Origin of the sequence: Mucilaginibacter rubeus (genome assembly GCF_003286415.2) — a bacterium.
GTDB classification, from domain to species: Bacteria; Bacteroidota; Bacteroidia; order Sphingobacteriales; family Sphingobacteriaceae; genus Mucilaginibacter; species Mucilaginibacter rubeus_A.
The window spans coordinates 5161899-5181170 of the sequence record NZ_CP043450.1 but is presented as its reverse complement, the minus strand read 5'-3'; the positions used below and the strand labels follow the sequence as shown (position 1 = coordinate 5181170).

Annotated in this window: 19 protein-coding genes; 13 read left to right on the top strand and 6 right to left on the bottom strand. The window is 42.0% G+C overall.

Annotated elements, in window-relative coordinates:
* Positions 1–113: 113 nt before the first annotated feature.
* The 6 genes from DEO27_RS20475 to DEO27_RS20450 all read right to left on the bottom strand — a co-directional run bounded on the left by DEO27_RS20475 (position 114) and on the right by DEO27_RS20450 (position 6805).
* Positions 114–2591, bottom strand: a complete 2478-nt coding sequence (locus tag DEO27_RS20475; protein WP_112575672.1) for a hypothetical protein — start codon at positions 2589–2591, stop codon at positions 114–116.
* Between the two features lie 85 nt (positions 2592–2676).
* Positions 2677–2970 carry a hypothetical protein gene (locus DEO27_RS20470; protein WP_112575671.1) on the bottom strand — a complete coding sequence of 98 codons (294 nt, stop codon included), beginning with the start codon at positions 2968–2970 and terminating at the stop codon, positions 2677–2679.
* A gap of 16 nt (positions 2971–2986) precedes the next feature.
* Complete coding sequence (locus tag DEO27_RS20465) at positions 2987–3241, bottom strand: DUF4834 family protein (protein WP_112575670.1); 255 nt, start codon at positions 3239–3241, stop codon at positions 2987–2989.
* 266 nt (positions 3242–3507) lie between these two features.
* Positions 3508–5532 carry an excinuclease ABC subunit UvrB gene (uvrB, locus tag DEO27_RS20460; protein ID WP_112575669.1) on the bottom strand — a complete coding sequence of 675 codons (2025 nt, stop codon included), beginning with the start codon at positions 5530–5532 and terminating at the stop codon, positions 3508–3510.
* A gap of 285 nt (positions 5533–5817) precedes the next feature.
* Positions 5818–6297, bottom strand: coding sequence for a MarR family transcriptional regulator (locus tag DEO27_RS20455; protein ID WP_112575668.1), 480 nt, complete (start codon positions 6295–6297; stop codon positions 5818–5820).
* Positions 6298–6307: 10 nt separating this feature from the next.
* Entirely contained in the window at positions 6308–6805 is a 498-nt protein-coding gene (locus DEO27_RS20450) for a GNAT family N-acetyltransferase (RefSeq protein ID WP_112575667.1), read from the bottom strand.
* A gap of 132 nt (positions 6806–6937) precedes the next feature.
* Here DEO27_RS20450 and upp point away from each other — a divergent pair, with 132 nt between their 5' ends.
* From upp to DEO27_RS20385, 13 genes are all read left to right on the top strand, one after another.
* Positions 6938–7582 (top strand): uracil phosphoribosyltransferase, encoded by a 645-nt coding sequence (gene upp, locus DEO27_RS20445; protein ID WP_112575666.1) that lies wholly within the window; start codon positions 6938–6940, stop codon positions 7580–7582.
* Between the two features lie 76 nt (positions 7583–7658).
* The gene (locus tag DEO27_RS20440; RefSeq protein WP_112575665.1) at positions 7659–8237 is read left to right on the top strand and encodes a hypothetical protein; all 579 of its coding nucleotides are present in this window, start codon (positions 7659–7661) and stop codon (positions 8235–8237) included.
* Positions 8238–8369: 132 nt separating this feature from the next.
* Positions 8370–9065, top strand: a complete 696-nt coding sequence (locus DEO27_RS20435; RefSeq protein ID WP_112575664.1) for a YjjG family noncanonical pyrimidine nucleotidase — start codon at positions 8370–8372, stop codon at positions 9063–9065.
* The gene (locus DEO27_RS20430; protein WP_112575663.1) at positions 9062–9595 is read left to right on the top strand and encodes a DinB family protein; all 534 of its coding nucleotides are present in this window, start codon (positions 9062–9064) and stop codon (positions 9593–9595) included. Before DEO27_RS20435 ends, DEO27_RS20430 begins: the two co-directional genes overlap by 4 nt.
* A gap of 257 nt (positions 9596–9852) precedes the next feature.
* Complete coding sequence (locus DEO27_RS20425) at positions 9853–10707, top strand: UDP-2,3-diacylglucosamine diphosphatase (RefSeq protein WP_112575662.1); 855 nt, start codon at positions 9853–9855, stop codon at positions 10705–10707.
* Positions 10708–10830: 123 nt separating this feature from the next.
* A complete protein-coding gene (locus DEO27_RS20420; RefSeq protein WP_112575661.1) occupies positions 10831–11823 on the top strand; it encodes a glycosyltransferase family protein in 993 nt (330 codons plus the stop codon).
* 60 nt (positions 11824–11883) lie between these two features.
* Complete coding sequence (locus DEO27_RS20415; RefSeq protein WP_112575660.1) at positions 11884–12870, top strand: DUF6427 family protein; 987 nt, start codon at positions 11884–11886, stop codon at positions 12868–12870.
* A 100-nt stretch (positions 12871–12970) separates the two neighbouring features.
* Positions 12971–13663 carry a phosphoribosylformylglycinamidine synthase subunit PurQ gene (gene purQ, locus DEO27_RS20410; protein ID WP_112575659.1) on the top strand — a complete coding sequence of 231 codons (693 nt, stop codon included), beginning with the start codon at positions 12971–12973 and terminating at the stop codon, positions 13661–13663.
* A complete protein-coding gene (locus DEO27_RS20405) occupies positions 13663–14406 on the top strand; it encodes a type III pantothenate kinase (RefSeq protein ID WP_112575658.1) in 744 nt (247 codons plus the stop codon). The genes purQ and DEO27_RS20405 overlap by 1 nt, the downstream gene beginning before the upstream one ends.
* Positions 14399–15721 carry a hypothetical protein gene (locus DEO27_RS20400; RefSeq protein WP_112575657.1) on the top strand — a complete coding sequence of 441 codons (1323 nt, stop codon included), beginning with the start codon at positions 14399–14401 and terminating at the stop codon, positions 15719–15721. The genes DEO27_RS20405 and DEO27_RS20400 overlap by 8 nt, the downstream gene beginning before the upstream one ends.
* A 9-nt stretch (positions 15722–15730) precedes the next feature.
* Positions 15731–16309 carry an LPS export ABC transporter periplasmic protein LptC gene (gene lptC, locus DEO27_RS20395; protein WP_112575656.1) on the top strand — a complete coding sequence of 193 codons (579 nt, stop codon included), beginning with the start codon at positions 15731–15733 and terminating at the stop codon, positions 16307–16309.
* A gap of 126 nt (positions 16310–16435) precedes the next feature.
* Positions 16436–18535, top strand: coding sequence for a peptidylprolyl isomerase (locus tag DEO27_RS20390; RefSeq protein ID WP_262714149.1), 2100 nt, complete (start codon positions 16436–16438; stop codon positions 18533–18535).
* A gap of 163 nt (positions 18536–18698) precedes the next feature.
* Positions 18699–19214: a DUF2480 family protein gene (locus DEO27_RS20385; RefSeq protein WP_112575696.1), complete on the top strand. Its 516-nt coding sequence runs from the start codon at positions 18699–18701 to the stop codon at positions 19212–19214.
* Positions 19215–19272 lie beyond the last annotated feature (58 nt).

Genomic DNA, 19272 nt, shown 5'->3' with positions numbered 1-19272 from the left:
TTTACGCAATTCCCATCCCTTCATACTTGCGCCAGTAAAAGAGTTGATTGAGTAAATCCCACAAAAAAAGCGATGAGCATTGCCCATCGCTTTTTTCTTTCTAAGCTTAATGTTTATGCTTTTTTATCAGCCGGTTTTGCAGCCGGAGTTTTCTTTTTGTTTTCGGTATAAGCGGCACCACCTAAGGCAAGTACCAGCAGGATTGAACCTGCTAAAGAGATATTCTCGCCGGTGTAGTATGATGCCGGGTGGAATATAAACTCAATTTTGTGGTTACCAACAGGGATCTGAGCGGCGCGTAAAAGGTAATCGGCACGGAAATAAGGTTTTTCAACACCGTCGATATACATTTTCCAGCCTTTATTATAGTATACTTCAGAGAATACCGCTATCTGTGATGCAGTAGAACCACTTTGGTAAACCATGTGATCTGGTGAGTAGCTGGTAAGCTCAATTTTTCCTTCACCGGCTCCGGCACCTAAAGTTTTTTCGTCGATAATGCTTTTGTATTGTTTATCAACAATGGCCTCATCTTTTGGTGTAAAGCTGCTGATGGCAACCATTTCCTGATCGGCATTATCAGCATATTTAATACTCTTAACAAACCACGCGTGACCACAAGCGGTTTGGTTTACCTGCATGCCTACATTTTGTGTTTTTGGATCAGAATTGATGATGTATTTAACGTTCATCATATCCAAAACATCCTGGTTAATACTTTTGCTTAGCTGGTTGTCAACAAGTTCTTCCCAGCGTTTTAACCTTGCGGCCGAATAGCCACCTAATGATTTATAGAAGAACGGTGTCAGTCCATCGCCCTTGATTGATTGGGTAACGTCAAATACTCTGAAATCAGGATCTTTATCTTTCATGATAAACTGGTCAACCTCGCGTGGCTGTGGTGTTTCGTTATCCTGTTTTGGCGCAAAGCTATCATGGTTTAAATAGCGTTTATCGATACCCCAAAGATCAACAAGGATCAAGGCTAAGAAAGCAAGAGAGGCAACTGTTGGGTTGATCTTCTTTTTAAGGAAAGCCCATGCAATACCAAATGCCACCGCAAGGAAAATAAGCGAACGGATAGCATCAGCCTGTGCCATTGATTCCCTGTCGGCAATTAACGCACGGGTTATCGCTGAGCTATCGGTTTTCAATGCCTGGCCAATTTGAGCGATAACGCCAGCCTGTTGTTCGCTAACGCTGAATGATAAAAGCAGGGATGGTACCGCGGCTACAATCAGCACAATGCCACCAGTTATATAAAACGCGATTTTTAGTTTTTTGAACAGGTTTGCCTTGTCTTCATTCACTATAGCTTCGTTAACTGCCAGCACGGCAAGAATTGGGAAGCAGAAACCGGCAACTGCCAGTATAGATTCAACCGCGCGGAATTTATTATAAAGCGGGAAGTAGTTAAAGAACAGATCAGATAGATAAGGCCAGTTCCTGCCGAATGACAGCAACATCGTTAATACAACCGCACCCAATAACCACCATTTAATGCGGTTTTTAACGATCATTAAGCCCCATACAAACAGTAAACAAATTACAGCGCCAAAATAAAACGGACCTGCAGTAAATGGTTTGTTACCCCAGTACAGTGGCAAATAATTAGCAGAGATACCGGCAACCTGGTTAGGATCAGCACCACTTGCACCAAGTGTTTTGATAACGTGCGAATCCGGATCAGTAGAACCTTGTTCGCCGCCACCGTAAGCGTTAGGGATCAGGAAGGTGATACACTCGCCAACACCCTGGCTCCATTCATAAGCATAGTCGCGGGCTAAACCGTTGTTGGGCTCTGCCGCTTGCCTGGTAAGGTTTGATTTACCACGAATGGTTTCATTACCGTAATCAGCAGTGCTCCACAGGATAGACGCATTTACAGCAACGGCAAGTAGTACCGCAGCAGCAACATAGCCTAATGATTTTAAAAAGTCATTCAGCGTTTTGTTTTTTATAGCATGGTAAAGCTCAATACCCACCATGATTAATAGGGCCAGCATCAAATAATAGGTCATTTGTATGTGGTTGGCCCTGATCTCTAATGCCAGGAACAACGCGGTTACTGAAAAGCCTAATAAATGTTTGCCGCGAAGTGTAAGGATAATACCTGCGAGTATCGGCCCGAAAAATGCAATAGCAAAGGCCTGGTTTGCGTGACCGGCAACCAGCAAAATAATATTATAGGATGAAAAGGTGAACGCTACCGCACCCGCCGCCGCAAGCCATGGATTCACCTTTAACACTATAAATAAAAAGTATGTACCTAATAAGAATAACAGTACTGTACCAACAGGGGTTGGGAAAGTGTAATTAATAGCGCTAACTACCCATGTAGTTAAATTAGCTTTATAAGGCGCCCATACCTGGTAGGTTGGCATACCCCCATAAATCTGGTTGGTCCACAATATGGTGGTATCTTTGGCCTTATAATCATTAATTTCTTTTTGGGTTGATTGTGCCCTTGTAACGTCATTACCGCCTAACGTTTTTCCCTGGAAAGCCGGGGTTAAAAATATAAAGCAGATCACTAAGAAAATTGCAGCTATGGCAAAATGAATGCCGTTACGCTTAAACCAGTTATTCATTTAAATTTTTTGAAATGGATATTATATTCCTCAAAAATAGAAATTACAATGAGAATAGGAATTATAAGTTTTGTTAAGGAATTTGTTAGCAGTGTTGTGCGTACCGCAAAACAAAATATAAGCCTATCATTACAACAAGGCTCACCACGTAGGCTATGACCTGGGGTTTGTCATAATCTTCGCGGTATTTACGAATGGTAAAGTAATTATATACAGCCAAAGCCGCCAAAACCACCCAGAAAAAAGTGTTAATGCCGGCACACGAAGTGAACATTTGGGTGGACAGGCCAAATACAATAAAGTTGGTGATAATAAGTGTTACCGAGGCGGGCGTATTGTTATGGTTATGACGCCTGTTAAATACCGGGTTGGTGTCCATGATTTATTGATTTAGGTTATTTTACTTCTTCGTAATCAACAAACTCACCTTCGCTATCGGGCACACTGCCTTTTTTAGGCTGCGGAATATGGTCAATCCTCACTTTGCCGTCAGGTTTTGGACCTTCGTTATAATTACGTTGCTGCTGTTGATATTGTTGTTGCGCTTTATTTACAACGCTTTCAAAAAGGAATGGCAACAGGTAACGCGCCAGGCTGCGTACTATGTATAATATACAGATAGATATGATCAGGAAACGAATAAGAATCATACTGTTAATTTTGAGCTTACAAATATAAGGTATATAACGTTAAAAATGTTTTATTATGATTTGAGTCGTTAATGTGCAAATTTCAAATGTGCAGATGTGCAAATTAATGGATATGCAGATTATAGATGTGCAAATATGCAAATGAAAAAAACAGCTGCTAATTCTATCAATCCAAAAATCCGATAAATCCAGGTTCAGACAATCATCTGCACATTTGGAATTTGCACATCTGAAATTTACCTATTTGCACATCTGAAATCTGTAATCTAAAACTTCTCCTCCATCATTTTTTCCAAAGCAAACATTTCGTCGCGTAGCTTGGCTGCCAAAAGGAAATCCATATTTTTTGCGGCGGCAAGCATATCTTTTTTGGTATTGTCGATTGATTTTTTCAGATCGGCCTTGGTCATGTATTGAACAATAGGGTCGGCAGCAAGGGTAACGGTATCTGTTTCCACATAGGCCTGTTGTACGCCACCTTTAAAGTCAACCACCGATGTTTGCTCCATAATTTCCTCGCGCGTTTTGCCAACGGTTAGCGGTGTAATGCCGTGTAATGTGTTGTAGGCTATCTGGATTTCACGGCGACGATTGGTTTCATCCATCGTTATCTGCATCGAATCGGTTATGGTATCGGCATACATGATCACCCGGCCACGGTCATTACGGGCGGCGCGACCGATGGTCTGGATCAATGAACGTTCCGATCTTAAAAAGCCTTCTTTATCGGCGTCTAAAATGGCTACTAATGATACTTCTGGTAAATCAAGGCCTTCACGAAGCAGGTTGATACCTATCAGTACATCAAATTCGCCAAGGCGCAGGCCCCGTAAAATTTCCACACGCTGCAGGGTTTTAACCTCTGAGTGGATGTAACGGCATTTAATGCCCAGCCTGTCCATGTATTTGGCCAATTCTTCGGCCATACGTTTGGTAAGCGTAGTTACCAATACACGATCACCTTTTTTAATGGTTTTATCTACTTCGTCAAGCAGGTCGTCTACCTGGTTTATTACCGGGCGAACATCGATAACCGGATCAAGGAGTCCGGTAGGGCGAATAACCTGTTCAACCACAACACCACCCGATTTTTCCAGCTCAAAATCGCCCGGGGTAGCACTTACGTAAACAGTTTGCGGGGCCAGGTTTTCAAACTCCTGGAAATTAAGCGGACGGTTATCCAAAGCGGCCGGCAAGCGGAAGCCATAATCTACCAATGAGATCTTGCGCGAACGGTCACCGCCATACATGGCCCTGATCTGCGGAACGGTTACGTGACTTTCGTCAATCACCATCAGGTAATCTTCCGGAAAATAATCAAGCAAGCAGAATGGCCTTGCGCCGGGCTTACGTCCGTCAAAAAAGCGGGAATAGTTCTCGATACCTGAACAGTAACCCAGCTCACGGATCATTTCTAGGTCGTAATTAACCCTTTCTTCCAATCGTTTAGCTTCCAGGAAACGGCCATCGTCAATAAATTGCTTTTTACGGGTTTCCAGTTCTTCCTGTATGGCCCATATGGATTGCAGGAAACGCTCACGGGGCGCCACGTACAGGTTGGCCGGATAAACCACCATGTGCGTCATTTTTTCCAGGGTTTTCCCGGTGCCAATATCAAAGGTGCTTAACTCTTCAATGTCATCGCCAAAAAAGGAGATGCGGTAGGCGTAATCCAGGTAGGCCGGAAAAATATCCACCGTGTCGCCTTTTACCCTGAATGTTCCGCGTTTAAAATCGGCAGTGGTGCGGGCGTATAAAATCTCCACCAAGCGGTGCAAAAAAGCATTCCTGCTGATGCGGGTACCCACGGCAAATTTGAAAACCGAATCTGCAAAGTCGTCAGGGTTACCCATACCGTAGATGCATGATATAGAGGAAACCACGATAACATCGCGCCTGCCCGACATTAAAGCTGACGTAGTACGTAAACGGAGCTTTTCTATCTCTTCGTTGATCTGCAGGTCTTTTTCGATGTAGGTATTTGTAGTCGGGATAAACGCCTCCGGCTGATAATAATCGTAATAAGATACAAAATAGTTCACAGCGTTTTCGGGGAAAAACTGTTTGAATTCGCCGTACAGCTGTGCCGCCAGTGTTTTATTGTGGCTCAGGATGAGTGTAGGCTTTTGCGTTTGTGCTATAATATTGGCAACTGTAAACGTTTTGCCCGATCCGGTAACACCCAAAAGGGTTTGATACTGGTCGCCATTGTTGATACCTTCAACCAGCTGCCGTATAGCTTCGGGCTGATCGCCGGTGGGTTTATATTGAGATGTTAATTGAAAATCCATGTTGTTATGTAAAAATACAAATAATCCAGAAACAGGGTTTGTAAATCAAAATAAGTACATGGTAATGACAACCGTATGTCAACATTGTTGTGCCGGGGGTAATAAAATAGAAAGTTATGTCATTACGAGCGATAGCGTGGCAATCTCGTAGCTATGCTTAGCGGCTTTGCATACCGCACAGGCATAACGACGAGATTGCCGCGTCGCCCCATTGCACGGCCCTGTCTGCTCCTCGCAATGACATGGTTTTTAAGATGATTTTAACTTGTGACCAGTGGTAATCATTTACATCTTCGCTTTCAACCGCAGTGCCCTATCCAAAAAACTTTGCTGTTTTAATTTTTCTTCGGCTTCGGTAATGGCCTTCATCAGGTTGTTCTGGGTATCGGCAATTTCGGCGGCGGCTGCTTTTATAATTTCCCAAACCGGTTTCATACGTTCTATAAGTTCCTGGCCTTTTGTTGTTAACGTAATAAGCCGCTTCCTTTCGTCGGCCTTATCTTTTTTTGAGCGGATGAGTTTTTCTTTTTCCAACTCTTTTAACAGGCTTATTGTTGAAGGATGAGTGTATCCAATTTCGGCTGCAATTTCTACCACGCTCAGCATCGGCTTAAAATGCAACGTATAAATAACCGGGAACCATTTGGGTTCAAATTCAATATTGTTGGCTTTGTAAATGAGTACGCCTTCTTTACGCAGCTGCTCGGCCAGGCGCTGCAGCCTTGTTGAAATCGCTAAAATTCCCGATTCGTCAATAACATTCATTATTCCGTTGTTAATTGTTCAAATGTAATTCATAAAAAATAGTATCCGCAGCCATAAGCGGGAATGATTCTGGTAAATCATGCTTGGCAAGCCGTGTAAAGCCATTTCTTTCATAAAAGCGATGAGCGGCTTTCAGCACTTCAACAGTCCCTAAGTAAATGGATGTAATATTGTTTTGCCTGCAATAGGCTATGAGATTATCCAGCAATAGTTGCGCAATGCCCAGCTCCTTGCCGCGGTATTCTTTAAGCACAAACATTTTGCGGATAGCCGCGGCATTATCTCCAAAAGCAATCAGGGCTATAGTGCCAACAAGTTGTTCATTATATGTAGCTCCCCAAAAATTGCCGCCGGTTTGGTGGTAGTTTGATTCAATATCCAACAAGTCGGGCTGGGCTTCAAGTGTAATGGGCACGTTAAACTCTATTTGCTGAATTGGCAAAATGATATCAATGATTTGCTGGCAATAGGTATTGTTTAATGAGCTTATAACCGGTGTAGTATTCATGACTTTAATATTTATGTACAAATCTACGTAGTTGACTACATATATTCAAAATAAAATTTGTTACGGACGACCCGATATGACATTTAATAAACAAATAATGATGCTATTGCCGAAAAACGCTTAAATTTAAGCATGATTTTCGTCCTCAATAAAACCGATACCATTGCCAACCAGTTTCTGGCCGAATTGCGGGATGCAGTTATCCAGCAGGATAAAGAGCGCTTCAGGCGCAACCAGGAGCGGTTGGGCGCTATACTGGCTTATGAGCTAAGCAAATCATTACATTACGAAACAAAAGAAATTCAGACCCCGCTTGGCACTGCCAGCGTTAACATGCTGGCCGACGAGCCGGTATTGGGCATTATATTAAGGGCTGGTTTGCCGTTTCATCATGGCTTTATGCAATTTTTTGACCAAGCGTCATCGGCGTTTATTACCGCGTACCGCAAAGTGAAACGCAATGGCAGCTTCCTGATCCAGGTTGATCATATCGCTACACCTAACCTTGATGATAAGATTTTTATTTTGTGCGATACCATGCTGGCCACAGGGCAAAGCGTTGTAGCCGTTTGCAAGGAGCTGATGGCCCAATACTCCATAAAAGAACTGCATATTGCTGCCGTAATTGCCAGTACCGAAGGCGTGGCGCACGTAAAAGCAAATCTGCCCAAAGCCAAAATTTGGGTTTGCGCTGTTGATGACGAAATGACCAGCAAAGCTTACATTGTACCAGGCTTAGGCGACGCCGGAGATCTGGCCTTTGGAGAGAAAGCGTAGGTTTGATTTTAGAGTTTAATATTGCTGTTTAATCGTATTTTGTTTTCCATTATATTGATCTTATGCCTAAATCTTCATGAAACCTATTTTCGCGTTTATAATTATTGTTGTTTGTTTTGTCAGTACTTGTGATGCTCAGGGTAAAAGCAAAAGCCTTCAGGACATTGCAAACCTCGTGCAAAAGAAACTCACCTGGGACGTTCAAACAGAAGCTAAAGGCTCAATTATGTTTTTAGATGTGCCGTTTGATTATGATGGAGCAGCAGAATATTTGACAATGACGGTAGCCAAAAATAAATCAGTTGCCCGGCCCGCATTTATATCCGTCATCATACCGAGCGATATAAATCAAGCCAACGGCATTTTTATAACCTTTGCCCGTACCGTAAAAAATTCAGCAGGGGAGTTTAATATACAGATTGAGAAAGGCTTAACGGCAAGATTGAAATTTGAGAAATGTGATGATAGCGACTGTACCGCCAGAATGGTTAATGGTTATGCGAATGATAAAGAAGGTAATAGTCAGATAGATGTATTGAAAAACTTCTTAAACTATGACCATGTCGTGTTTTTGTTTCTTTATAAAAATGGTACACATAAATCAGTAATAGTGCCATTATCATCATTTAAGCAGCAATACAAGAAGCTATTGTAGTTGCTGATTTATTTGGAATTCAAATTTCGGAATTTGGATTTCGGATTTAGCAATTAAGATTTTTTAATTTTGGACTTTCGATTTTAAATCAAGGAATTAAACAAATCCGAAATCGAACATCCGAAATCCGATATGAAACAATATAAACACATCTTCTTTGACCTTGACCATACCATTTGGGATTTTGATAAAAATGCTGAGGAAGCTTTGCAGGAGTTATATGTTATCCATCAACTTGGTGAGATAGGGCTGCAATCTGCCGAATTGTTTATTGAAACTTATACCCGCAATAATCACCGGCTTTGGGCGCAATACCATGTTGGAGAGATCACCAAAGATGAATTGCGCGAAGCCCGTTTCAAGTCAACTTTTATTGATCTTGGCCTGCACCCCGACCTGATGCCGCTTGATTTTGAGGATGAGTACGTAAAACTTTGCCCTACTAAAACCAACCTGTTTCCGCACGCGCACGAAACCTTGCAATACCTGCAATCGAAGTATATCCTGCACCTGATCTCAAATGGATTTAAAGATTCAACCCGCATAAAAATCGCTGGAACAGATCTTGCAAAATATTTTCAAAACATCATCATTTCTGAAGATATAGGTGTCAATAAACCCGATAAAGCGATATTTCAGTATGCGCTTGACCTGGCTGGCGCGTCAAAAGCCGAAAGCGTAATGATAGGGGATAGCATAGAGGCCGATATTCGCGGGGCGTTGAATTTTGGTATGGACGCCATTTATTTTAACCCTTTTAACCTCGAAAAGCCGGATGATGTAACCGTGCAGATTGCTCATTTAAAAGAGTTAACTTTACTTTTATGAGTATTGCCAAAGAACGTAAAGCTATTGATGCAGCCCTTGATGAATACCGCAAACAACTGGATATCATACCCGATGAGTTGTTTGATGTTACTCCGCCAAACGGCGGCTGGTCGTTTGCGGAGGTGTATAGTCACATTATGCAGGCTACGCTTGGTTCATCAATAGCGCTTGAACGTTGTACGCATGGTAATTGCGAGCCCACCAAAAAAGGCATTAACTGGGAAGGTAGGATCTTGCTGCTGCTGGGTAAGTTTCCGCCCGTTAAAACAACCGTTCCTAATACGGTAAGCGATAAAATGGCTGCCAATAAAATCAGTAAGGAAGATGCTAAAAACCTGATCATAAAATGCCGTAAACGGGTTGACACTACCATGCCGCTTATTGCAGGTTCTTCGCCGGCCAATAAATACAAACATCCCCGCCTGGGTATGCTTAATGCCAAACAATGGTTTAAGTTTATCCGCATCCATTTACAGCACCACTTAAAACAGCTCGACAGGATAAAAAATAAATTTAGCGCAGCAAAGTAACCTTTTACATTTAATGTAGTCTTAACAGTAGGATAATGTTAGATTTCAGACATTTGTAAAAATCTTTGTAATGAATTTTGAGTATGCTTATTTGGTAGTTATAGGGTTGCTGATACTTGTCGGCTGCTTCTACGCAAGTCCATATGAATTGACAGTTAACGAAGATGAGGACGACGAGTAATCGTTGCTTTATTAATAACATATTGTTTTTCCGGCTAACCAAATCATGCCGGCCTGTAAAATAGCCCCTTAATTTAATGGCAAAACGCGAAGTTGATATTGTAGTAATATCTGATGTGCACCTTGGTACTTACGGCTGTCACGCAAAAGAATTGCTTAAATATTTAAAAAGCATCAAGCCCAAAATCCTTATCCTGAACGGCGATATTATTGATATTTGGCAATTTAGTAAATCGTACTGGCCCGAAGCACACATGAAAGTGGTGCGCCGTATCCTCAAGTTTGTTACTGATGGTATCCCGGTTTATTATTTAACCGGCAACCATGACGAAATGCTGCGGAAGTTTACCGATTTTAACATGGGCACTTTTCAGCTGCTTGATAAACTTGTGCTCAATATCGACGGAAAAAAAGCCTGGATTTTTCACGGGGACGTGTTTGACGTTACCATGCAGCACTCTAAATGGCTTGCCAAACTGGGTGCGGTGGGTTATGATACGCTTATTTTGATTAACAGTTTTGTGAACTGGTTCCTGACAGCTATTGGCAGGCAGAAAATGAGCTTTTCGCAAAAGGTGAAAGCCAGTTTTAAAGAGGCTGTAAAATTCATAAACCAGTTTGAACAAACCGCGGCCGACCTGGCTGTTGATAAGCAATACAGCTATGTAATTTGTGGCCACATTCACCACGCCGAGATCAGGGAAATTACATCAACCCAAAATAACGGTTCGGTACTTTATCTAAACTCTGGCGATTGGGTAGAAAGCCTGAGTGCACTGGAGTATAACGACGGAAAGTGGGAAGTATTCAGGTATAAGCCTGATGATTTCAATACCGATGCGGATGAAGAAGATAAAACCGATTCGGAAGATTTGAACGCCATGCTTGATGTTAAAAACCTGCTGGAGCGTTTTAAGCACGAACACGATTAAATTACACGGCGAAAACATTTTTCTTTACTAAATTAACGCCCTGAATATTGACGGAGGTAAACCAGCACGTCTGCTACACCTGTGCCGCGCAATCATCATCCTTTTTGAAAAGAAATTATTTTAATGAAGATACTGTTTGGTATACAGGGAACAGGTAATGGCCATATCAGCCGGGCAAGGGAAATTGTGCCCCTGCTGCAACAATACGGTGAAGTTGATCTGCTGGTGAGCGGCACCGAAGCGGAAGTCTCGTTATCTCAGCCCCTGAAATATAAGTTTCATGGCGTAAGTTTTGTATTTGGCACTAATGGTGGCGTAGATAACTGGGCCACCTGGAAAATCATGAACCTGCGCCAGTTTCAACGCGATTTGCGGAGCCTCCCCCTGAAACAGTATGATCTTATCATCAACGATTTTGAACCTGTAAGTGCCTGGGCCTGCAAATTAAAAGGCGTGCCGTCTGTTTCATTAAGCCATCAGTGTTCATTTGTTTCACCCAATACGCCGAGGCCCGAAAAAAAGGACCCTTTTGCGCAATGGCTTTTAAAAAACTATTCACCTACTACTTATCATGTAGGGTTCCATTTTGAGCGTTATGATACTTTTATCAATACGCCCGTGATCCGCAGCGAGATCAGGCAGATGGAAACTTCTGATCTGGGGCATTATACCGTTTATTTACCGGCATATGACGATAAAACCCTGCTGAAGTACCTGAGTACACAAAAAGAGGTTAAATGGCAGGTGTTTTCAAAACGGCAAAAACAAGCCTATCAGTCTGGTAACGTGGAGATCTTCCCGGTAAATAATGAGGCTTTCAATAAAAGTTTGGCCAGCTGCACCGGCTTGCTTACCGGCGGTGGCTTTGAAGGCCCTGCCGAAGCTTTGTTTTTACAAAAGAAGGTAATGATGATACCCATGAAAGGGCAATATGAGCAGCAATGCAACGCGCTTTCGGCGTCTAAACTGGGCGTTCCGGTGGTGAGTGAAATCAATGAAAAATTCAACGGCCATTTAAGTAATTGGATAAACGACAGCAAAAAAATCATCGTTGATTTTCCTGACGAAACAGCCGCTATTGTTGATAAACTGGTAAAGCAATACGCAAGAGTTTAAAGCATTGCAACGTAAGCTGTTTTTCTGCTAATTTTGCAACCGCAAATACGGCCGCATAATATGATCAATCTTTTCCGGAACTATAACCCCCTTAATATTTTATGGCTGGCTATTTTGCTGTTCGTGCTCCGGGTGGGTTATATGGCACAAGTCCCCGAAAAGGTTGAATTTATTTTTGTTGAACCATTTGCCCGGCTGCTGGTCCCGGTAAAATATGAATACGCGTTTTCGCCCCTGTTGAATGTGATAATCGCGGGCGGACTTGTATTCGCGCAAGCATTATTGCTTAATTCACTCATCAATCACCACAACTTATTAGGCAAGCCCACATTTTTACCCGCGCTAATGTATATTACGCTGTCGGGACTGTTCACACCTTTTTTAACGCTAAGCGCCCCGCTCATTTGTAATTTCCTGCTCATCTGGATGCTATTTAAATTATTCAACCTTTATAAGGGGGAGGATGTTAAATCGGCTACTTATGATGTGGGCATGATTGTAGCGGTGGGCTCGCTTGTGTATTTCCCGTTTATTTATTTGTTTTTAGCTATCTGGGTCGCGCTTATCGTGTACCGTCCGTTTAACTGGCGGGAGTGGGTGATTTCGATACTGGGCTATGTAACGGTATTCTTTTTCCTGGCGGTTATCTATTTCCTGAACGATATGCTGCCCCGCTTTACACATATCTGGCTGCCTTTAGGTAAAAAGTTTCCGGATCATATCAGCATAAACTCTTATAACTACCTTTTGCTGGCACCGGTTATTTTGATATTGGTGTTGTGTTTTTTTAAACTGCAGCAAAATTTCTTTAAAAGTTACGTACAGATCCGCAAAACATTTCAGTTGTTGTTTTTTATTTTTCTGACTACGGCGCTTTCATTTTATCTTAATTCAGAGTTTCGCCTGAGCCATTTTTTGCTTTGCGCGGTACCCGCAACGGTGTTTTTTGCCTATTATTTTTTGTATGCAACAAAGCGCTGGTTTTATGAAATACTGTATTTACTGTTGTTTATCAGCATCATTTACTTTCAGTTTAACAAATTTTAACTTTTACATTCGTCCTTATTTCGGCGGTTATGTTAGTTTTGTAGCCTGAAACTATAATAATTAGCTATTTAGGTTCAACCCATTTTAAAAAATAATTCTGATGAAGTTTGGAGTAGTTATATTTCCCGGTTCTAATTGTGATGAAGATATCATTTATGTATTAGAGAAAGTAATGGGTCAGCAAGTAGTAAGGTTATGGCATAAAGACCATGATTTGCAAGGTGTTGACTTTGTTGTTTTACCCGGTGGTTTTTCATTTGGCGATTACCTGCGTTCAGGCGCTATTTCCCGTTTTTCGCCAATTATGCAGGAGGTGATCCAGTTTGCCGCAAAAGGTGGTTATGTGATGGGTATTTGCAATGGCTTCCAGATCCTGACCGAAGCTGGTTTGTTGCCAGGTGCTTTATTGCACAACACCAACCGCAAATTCATTTGCCGCAACATTTACTTAAAACCGCAAACATCACAGTCGCTGCTTACAGCGCAACTTGATCCTCAGCAACCATTAAGGATCCCGATTGCGCATGGTGAAGGTAATTACTTTGCCGATGCCGATGTAATTAAAGCCCTTAATGATAATGACCAGGTAATGTTCAGGTATTGCGATGAGGCCGGTAATATCACCGCCGATTCAAACCCTAACGGATCATTGGAAAACATAGCTGGCGTAACCAACCTAACCAGGAATGTGTTTGGCTTAATGCCGCACCCTGAGCGTGCTGCCGATGGTTTGTTAGCCAACGAGGATGGTTTAGCTATTTTTGAATCAATATTATCAATAGTTAGGGCCTGATGACCAGTTTGGTTATCGATATTGGTAATACCCTCATAAAAATCGCGGTTTTTAAACTGGATGTAATGCTCGAGGCGAACCAATATGAAACCATTGACGAGCCGGCTCTTGATGTTTTACTTAGCAAATACAACCCTGTTAAGGCAATTGTATCATCGGTAAAAAAAAGTAAAGAAGCCTGGCAGGTCGTACTGGGGCAAAAAATCCCGCTGATTCAGTTTAATACAGTAATGACCAGCGGAATAAATAACCATTATTTAACCCCCGAAACCCTTGGGCCCGATAGGCTGGCGGCTGTTATAGGCGCATATCACATGTTCCCGGGGCAAAACAGCCTGGTAATAACCGGCGGTACGGCCATTACTTATGATGGTGTTGATGCCGAAGGGAATTATTTTGGCGGGAGTATATCGCCGGGCTTAAATATGCGTTATAAGGCTTTGAATCATTATACGGCAGGTTTGCCGCTTATTGAGGCCGACGCTGATTTTGATACAGCATACGGTAATAATACAACAACCGCCATCCGTTCGGGAGTACAAAACGGAATAAAATATGAGCTTACCGGTTTTATTGAAAGTTATAAAACCGGCGGGGAGCAACTGAACATTATACTAAGCGGGGGCGACAGCATTTTTTTTGATACTCTATTGAAAAATAGCATCTTTGCCCGCTACATAAAAATTGAACCATATTTGGTTTTAAAAGGATTAAACGCAGCTATACAAAAGCATAATGATTAAATATACCCGGTTTTTTATAACACTTTTATTGGCTGTTGCCGCTTTTTCTGCACACGCGCAATCAACGGCAACTTCAAGCTCTCCATATTCACGTTACGGTATTGGCGATATTGATCCTCAACTCATGGGCCAGAATATAGGTATGGGCGGTATAGCTGTTGCTACCAACAAAATAGGTTTTTTCAATAACATCAATGTTATAAACCCGGCATCATATGGTGCGGTTAACCTTACCACTATTGATGTGGGCTTGTATGCAAACTTTTTAACACTGAATCAAACAGGCGCGGCAAGTCAAAAAAATAGCAATTTCAGGCTTAATCATATCGCGTTCGCTATCCCTACATCAAAGCGTTCGGCATTAAGCTTTGGTTTGTTGCCATACAGTGAGCGTGGTTACAACTATAAAAGAACGGTTAATAAAATGGGAAATTCAGGCTCGCCTGCTGATACCAACGTAACCAATTACAGCTACAGCGGTGATGGTAGCTTATCAAAAGCGTATTTTGGATATGGTTTTGGTATAGGCAAGCACTTGCTATTAGGCGCAAACGTGTCATACATATTTGGTAATATCAAGGATATTGCCACCACCGAAATCCCTAATCTTGCAGGTGCAATAAATTCAAAAATTGAATCGAGCAATGCCATTGGTGGTATCAACTACGATTACGGTTTGCAATATTCATTTGATTTTTCTGAAACAAAACACCTGGTTTTTGGCTATTCGGCTTCGGCAGGTACAAAGCTGCATACGCAAAGCAGCTTTGTTGTTAGCCAGTATTTTAATGATGCCAACGGTAATCAGGACATAGCTGCCGATAGTGTGGTGAGTACAACCGGCCCAAAATCAAAACTGAAACTACCGCAGATCAACAGGTTTGGTATCTCTTTTCAAAACGACGGCAAGTTTCTTGTTGGTGCCGATTACTCGATGGGTAAATGGTCTGATTTGTCAATTGCCGGTGTAAACCAGGGCTTACAGGATAGCAAAACATTCAATATTGGTGGTTCATATACACCTAATATCTCAACCATCAGAAACTACCTTGCCACTGTTGATTACCGTTTAGGCGCTCTTTATGATGAAACCTATATGCACATCAATGGCCGCACCATTAAAAGGTATGCCGGTACTATTGGTTTAGGCTTACCGCTTCGCTCAAACAATGGTAGTTACTACAAAATCAACATCGCTGCAGAAGTTGGTCAGCGAGGTTCATTGGTTAATGGTTTGGTTAAAGAAAACTACGTTAACATCCACCTTGGCTTTACGCTTAACGATAAGTGGTTTACCAAGTATAAATTTGACTAATTCGCTGTCATGAGCCGCCCTGCAGTTAACATACCGGCACTATGCCTGTTATTGTTGCCATTGGCGGCTTTCCTGTCCTCGTGCGAAAACGATCTGAAAAAAGTTAGGGAAATATCGGCTAATGAAGTTGATACCGTAGCCCAGCGCACTACCGGGCTCGATGTGATCATGAGCGATTCGACCAAAGTAGAGATCCATCTTACGGCGCCGCTTATGGTTGAGTACCAGATCAAGAAGCCTTATAAAATTATGCCTAAAGGTGTCAAGATCGATTATTATGATCGGGCTACAGGCGATTTTGCGGGAAATATCATTGCCGATACCGGCATTCAGCGGGAGAAGGAAAAGCTCATAGAATTTCATGGCAACGTGGTTGCAACCAATGCCAAAGGCGAAACCTTTAAATCAAAAGAATTATTTTGGGACCAGGTAACCAAACGTGTTTACTCCAATAAACCGGTACAAGCCACCCTTAGCGGAGGCAATGTCATGAACGGCGATACCTTTGAAAGCGATGACAAGCTATTAAATCCTTCCTTTAAAAGTAGTACGGGCATATTCCATGTGGATGAAAAAGCGACACAATAATGACTTTTTTTAACGAAAATTTTGTGTTATAGAATTTTAGTAAAAATTGTATCTTGCGCCCTCTTTAAAAAAGAATAGAATAATTATAAATGTAATATGGGTATAATGGGTTTTTTGCGCGAAAGAATGGGGAAGATTCTCGCATTCTTTATTGGCCTCGCGCTGCTTGCATTTATTGTGAGCGAAGTTGTAAGATCGGGCGGTTCCTTTTTCAGGGACGATAGTAACGAGCTTGCCGTTGTAAACGGCGAAAAAGTGCCCTATGACAAATTCAACGAAAAGCTGGAGCAAAATTCAGCACAGTTTAAACAACAGGGACAGAGCATTTCTCCGCAGATAGCAAGCTATTTGCAGGAAACTACCTGGAACCAGTATTTAAGCCAGATGCTGATAGGCAAAGAAATTGAAAAACTTGGCCTTACAGTTGGTGACGACGAAATGAGCGTGATGATTGGCGACAATAATCCCGACCCTCAGATTGCCCGTCAGTTTGCCGATCAGCAAACAGGCCAGTTTGACCGCAGCAAGTACAACCAGTTTAAAGCCTACCTTCAATCAGGTAAAGCCGATCCTGCTCAAAAAGAAGCATGGCATAACTTTGTTGTTGATTTAATTGAAGCTAAAAAAGCAACCAAATACATGACATTGGTTACCAATGGCCTTTATGTAAACTCGCTTGAAGCTACGGATGACTACGAAGCAAAAAACAAGCTGGTTAACTTTAAATATGTATCACTTGATTATGCTTCAATCCCCGATGCTAAAGTTACTTTAACCGATGGCGATTACAGCGCATATTATGATGCTCACAAAGCCCAGTTTAAAACTCCACAGGAGTTAAGGGACTTTGAATACGTTACTTTTAACGCCGCTCCTTCAAAAGAAGACTCAGCTGCTGTTAAACTACAGGCAGAAAAATTAGCGAACGAATTTAAGACAACTAATAACGATTCGCTTTTTGTTCAGATCAACGCCGAAACAAAAGCACCTTTAGCTTATCAGCGTAAAGGCAGCCTTGATCCTAAACTGGATACAACCATGTTTAGCGCTGCCAAAGGATTTGTATACGGGCCTTACATTGAAAACGGAAGCTACAAAATAGCTAAACTGGTTGACAGCAAAACTACTTTTGACTCAGTTAAAACAAGGCACATCCTGATCGACCTTGCATCTGCAGGTGGCGAGGATAAAGCAAAAGCTAAAGCGGATTCAATCAAAAAATTAATTCAGGGCGGTAAGTCATTTGCCGAATTGGCAACAACTTTCTCTGCCGATAAAGGCAGCGCTGTAAAAGGCGGTGAAATTCCATCATTTGATGCCAATGGCGTTATGGGTGGTGGCCAGGGCGCATTAGTTCCTGAATATTACAATGCTGCTTTCAAAGCAAACAAAGGCGACATCCTTGTTGTAAAATCGCAATTTGGTTACCATGTTATCCAGGTTGAAGATCAAAAAGGCTCTGTAAAACTGGTTAAAGTTGGTGTGGTTGATAAACCTTTAACTGCAAGCAGCAAAACCCAAACTGTAGCTTACAGCAAAGCACAAGCATTTTTAGCTTCGTTAACATCTGATAACTTTGAAGCTGAGGCAAAAAAAGAAGGTTTAAAATCTCGTACTGCCGAAGATGTTACCGCTATAGCTTCTGGCCTGCCAGGTTTGGATAACGCCCGTGATGTAGTTAGATGGGCTTACAAAGCCGAAAAAGGCGATATCACTGATAAAGTATTTACTGTAGGCGATCAATATATCGTAACCCGCCTTACCGAGATCAAGCCTAAAGGTACATTAGCTCTTGAAGCTGTTAAAAAGCAAATTGAGCCAATGGTACGTAACGAGGTTAAAGCTAAACAACTGAAAGAGAAATTTGACTCTGCCCTTGGCGGTGGTGCTTCTATCGATCAGGTTGCTCAAAAGGTAAACAGCAAAGTGGTTCCGGTTGAAAACATTGTTTTCGCTAACCCGATCATCCCTGGCCAATCTGCAGAATACAAAGTTATTGGTTCTGTATTTGGTTCTGCGGTTAACAAAATTTCAAAACCGGTTGACGGTACTCAAGGTGTTTATGTGTTTGTGGTTAATGGTTTCACTAACCCACCTGCACTTGGTAATGCCGTTAAACAAAAAGAACAAATTGGCCAGGCCTTGTTACAACGTTCACAAGGCTTAGTTCTGGATGCATTAAAAGATAATGCAATTGTAAAAGATAACAGAGCTAAATTTTTCTAAATAAAATTTAAAGTAAATTTGTATCCGGGAGTAGCGTTAAGCCGCTCCCGGATTTTTTGTTTTATATAGTGCCTGTTATTAGGGGCAAATAATTAATATTTAAAATCAAGCTAAGCAGCTTTAGGCTCTACGCATTCGGCTTTTGGCTTTCATGATAAACGGTATGGATATCCAGGAAAACATAGTAAATAAGGTAGCCCAGAGTGGCTTGGTTACCTTAGACCCGGCAGACTTTTATCCGGCAGGTGATCGCGTTATATACGATATAAAAGATAACCTTTTCCACGGCCTTATTTTAAAGGAGAAGGATTTCAGGGACTTTATAAAAGAATATGACTGGGCGCAATACGAGGGCAAGAACGTGGGTATTACCTGCTCTGCCGATGCTATTGTACCTGCATGGGCGTATATGCTGCTGGCTAACCGTATGGCCCCTTACGCCCGCGAAATAGTTTTTGGTGATAAAGAGGTGCTTGAAACTGTGCTTTTTGAAAAGGAGATAGCTAAAGCCGATTTTGAGCAATACCGCGGGCAGCGCATTGTACTTAAAGGTTGCGGCGATACGGAGGTGCCGGTATCTGCTTATGTTGAGATCACTAAAAGGCTAACTGCCGTGGTGAAAAGCCTTATGTTTGGTGAGCCATGCTCAACCGTTCCTATCTATAAGCGTAAGGACTAAGTTTTTAAGCTGCAGCAGGCAATAAAAATAGATTTAAACCATTTATAATAGCAGTTGT

Bases quoted from the DNA above. Each gene is read 5' to 3' on its own strand.
- DEO27_RS20475 (WP_112575672.1), bottom strand. From the start codon at position 2,591: ATGAATAACTGGTTTAAGCGTAACGGCATTCATTTTGCCATAGCTGCA.
- DEO27_RS20470 (WP_112575671.1), bottom strand. From the start codon at position 2,970: ATGGACACCAACCCGGTATTTAACAGGCGTCATAACCATAACAATACG.
- DEO27_RS20465 (WP_112575670.1), bottom strand. From the start codon at position 3,241: ATGATTCTTATTCGTTTCCTGATCATATCTATCTGTATATTATACATA.
- uvrB (WP_112575669.1), bottom strand. From the start codon at position 5,532: ATGGATTTTCAATTAACATCTCAATATAAACCCACCGGCGATCAGCCC.
- DEO27_RS20455 (WP_112575668.1), bottom strand. From the start codon at position 6,297: ATGAATGTTATTGACGAATCGGGAATTTTAGCGATTTCAACAAGGCTG.
- DEO27_RS20450 (WP_112575667.1), bottom strand. From the start codon at position 6,805: ATGAATACTACACCGGTTATAAGCTCATTAAACAATACCTATTGCCAG.
- upp (WP_112575666.1), top strand. From the start codon at position 6,938: ATGATTTTCGTCCTCAATAAAACCGATACCATTGCCAACCAGTTTCTG.
- DEO27_RS20440 (WP_112575665.1), top strand. From the start codon at position 7,659: ATGAAACCTATTTTCGCGTTTATAATTATTGTTGTTTGTTTTGTCAGT.
- DEO27_RS20435 (WP_112575664.1), top strand. From the start codon at position 8,370: ATGAAACAATATAAACACATCTTCTTTGACCTTGACCATACCATTTGG.
- DEO27_RS20430 (WP_112575663.1), top strand. From the start codon at position 9,062: ATGAGTATTGCCAAAGAACGTAAAGCTATTGATGCAGCCCTTGATGAA.
- DEO27_RS20425 (WP_112575662.1), top strand. From the start codon at position 9,853: ATGGCAAAACGCGAAGTTGATATTGTAGTAATATCTGATGTGCACCTT.
- DEO27_RS20420 (WP_112575661.1), top strand. From the start codon at position 10,831: ATGAAGATACTGTTTGGTATACAGGGAACAGGTAATGGCCATATCAGC.
- DEO27_RS20415 (WP_112575660.1), top strand. From the start codon at position 11,884: ATGATCAATCTTTTCCGGAACTATAACCCCCTTAATATTTTATGGCTG.
- purQ (WP_112575659.1), top strand. From the start codon at position 12,971: ATGAAGTTTGGAGTAGTTATATTTCCCGGTTCTAATTGTGATGAAGAT.
- DEO27_RS20405 (WP_112575658.1), top strand. From the start codon at position 13,663: ATGACCAGTTTGGTTATCGATATTGGTAATACCCTCATAAAAATCGCG.
- DEO27_RS20400 (WP_112575657.1), top strand. From the start codon at position 14,399: ATGATTAAATATACCCGGTTTTTTATAACACTTTTATTGGCTGTTGCC.
- lptC (WP_112575656.1), top strand. From the start codon at position 15,731: ATGAGCCGCCCTGCAGTTAACATACCGGCACTATGCCTGTTATTGTTG.
- DEO27_RS20390 (WP_262714149.1), top strand. From the start codon at position 16,436: ATGGGGAAGATTCTCGCATTCTTTATTGGCCTCGCGCTGCTTGCATTT.
- DEO27_RS20385 (WP_112575696.1), top strand. From the start codon at position 18,699: ATGGATATCCAGGAAAACATAGTAAATAAGGTAGCCCAGAGTGGCTTG.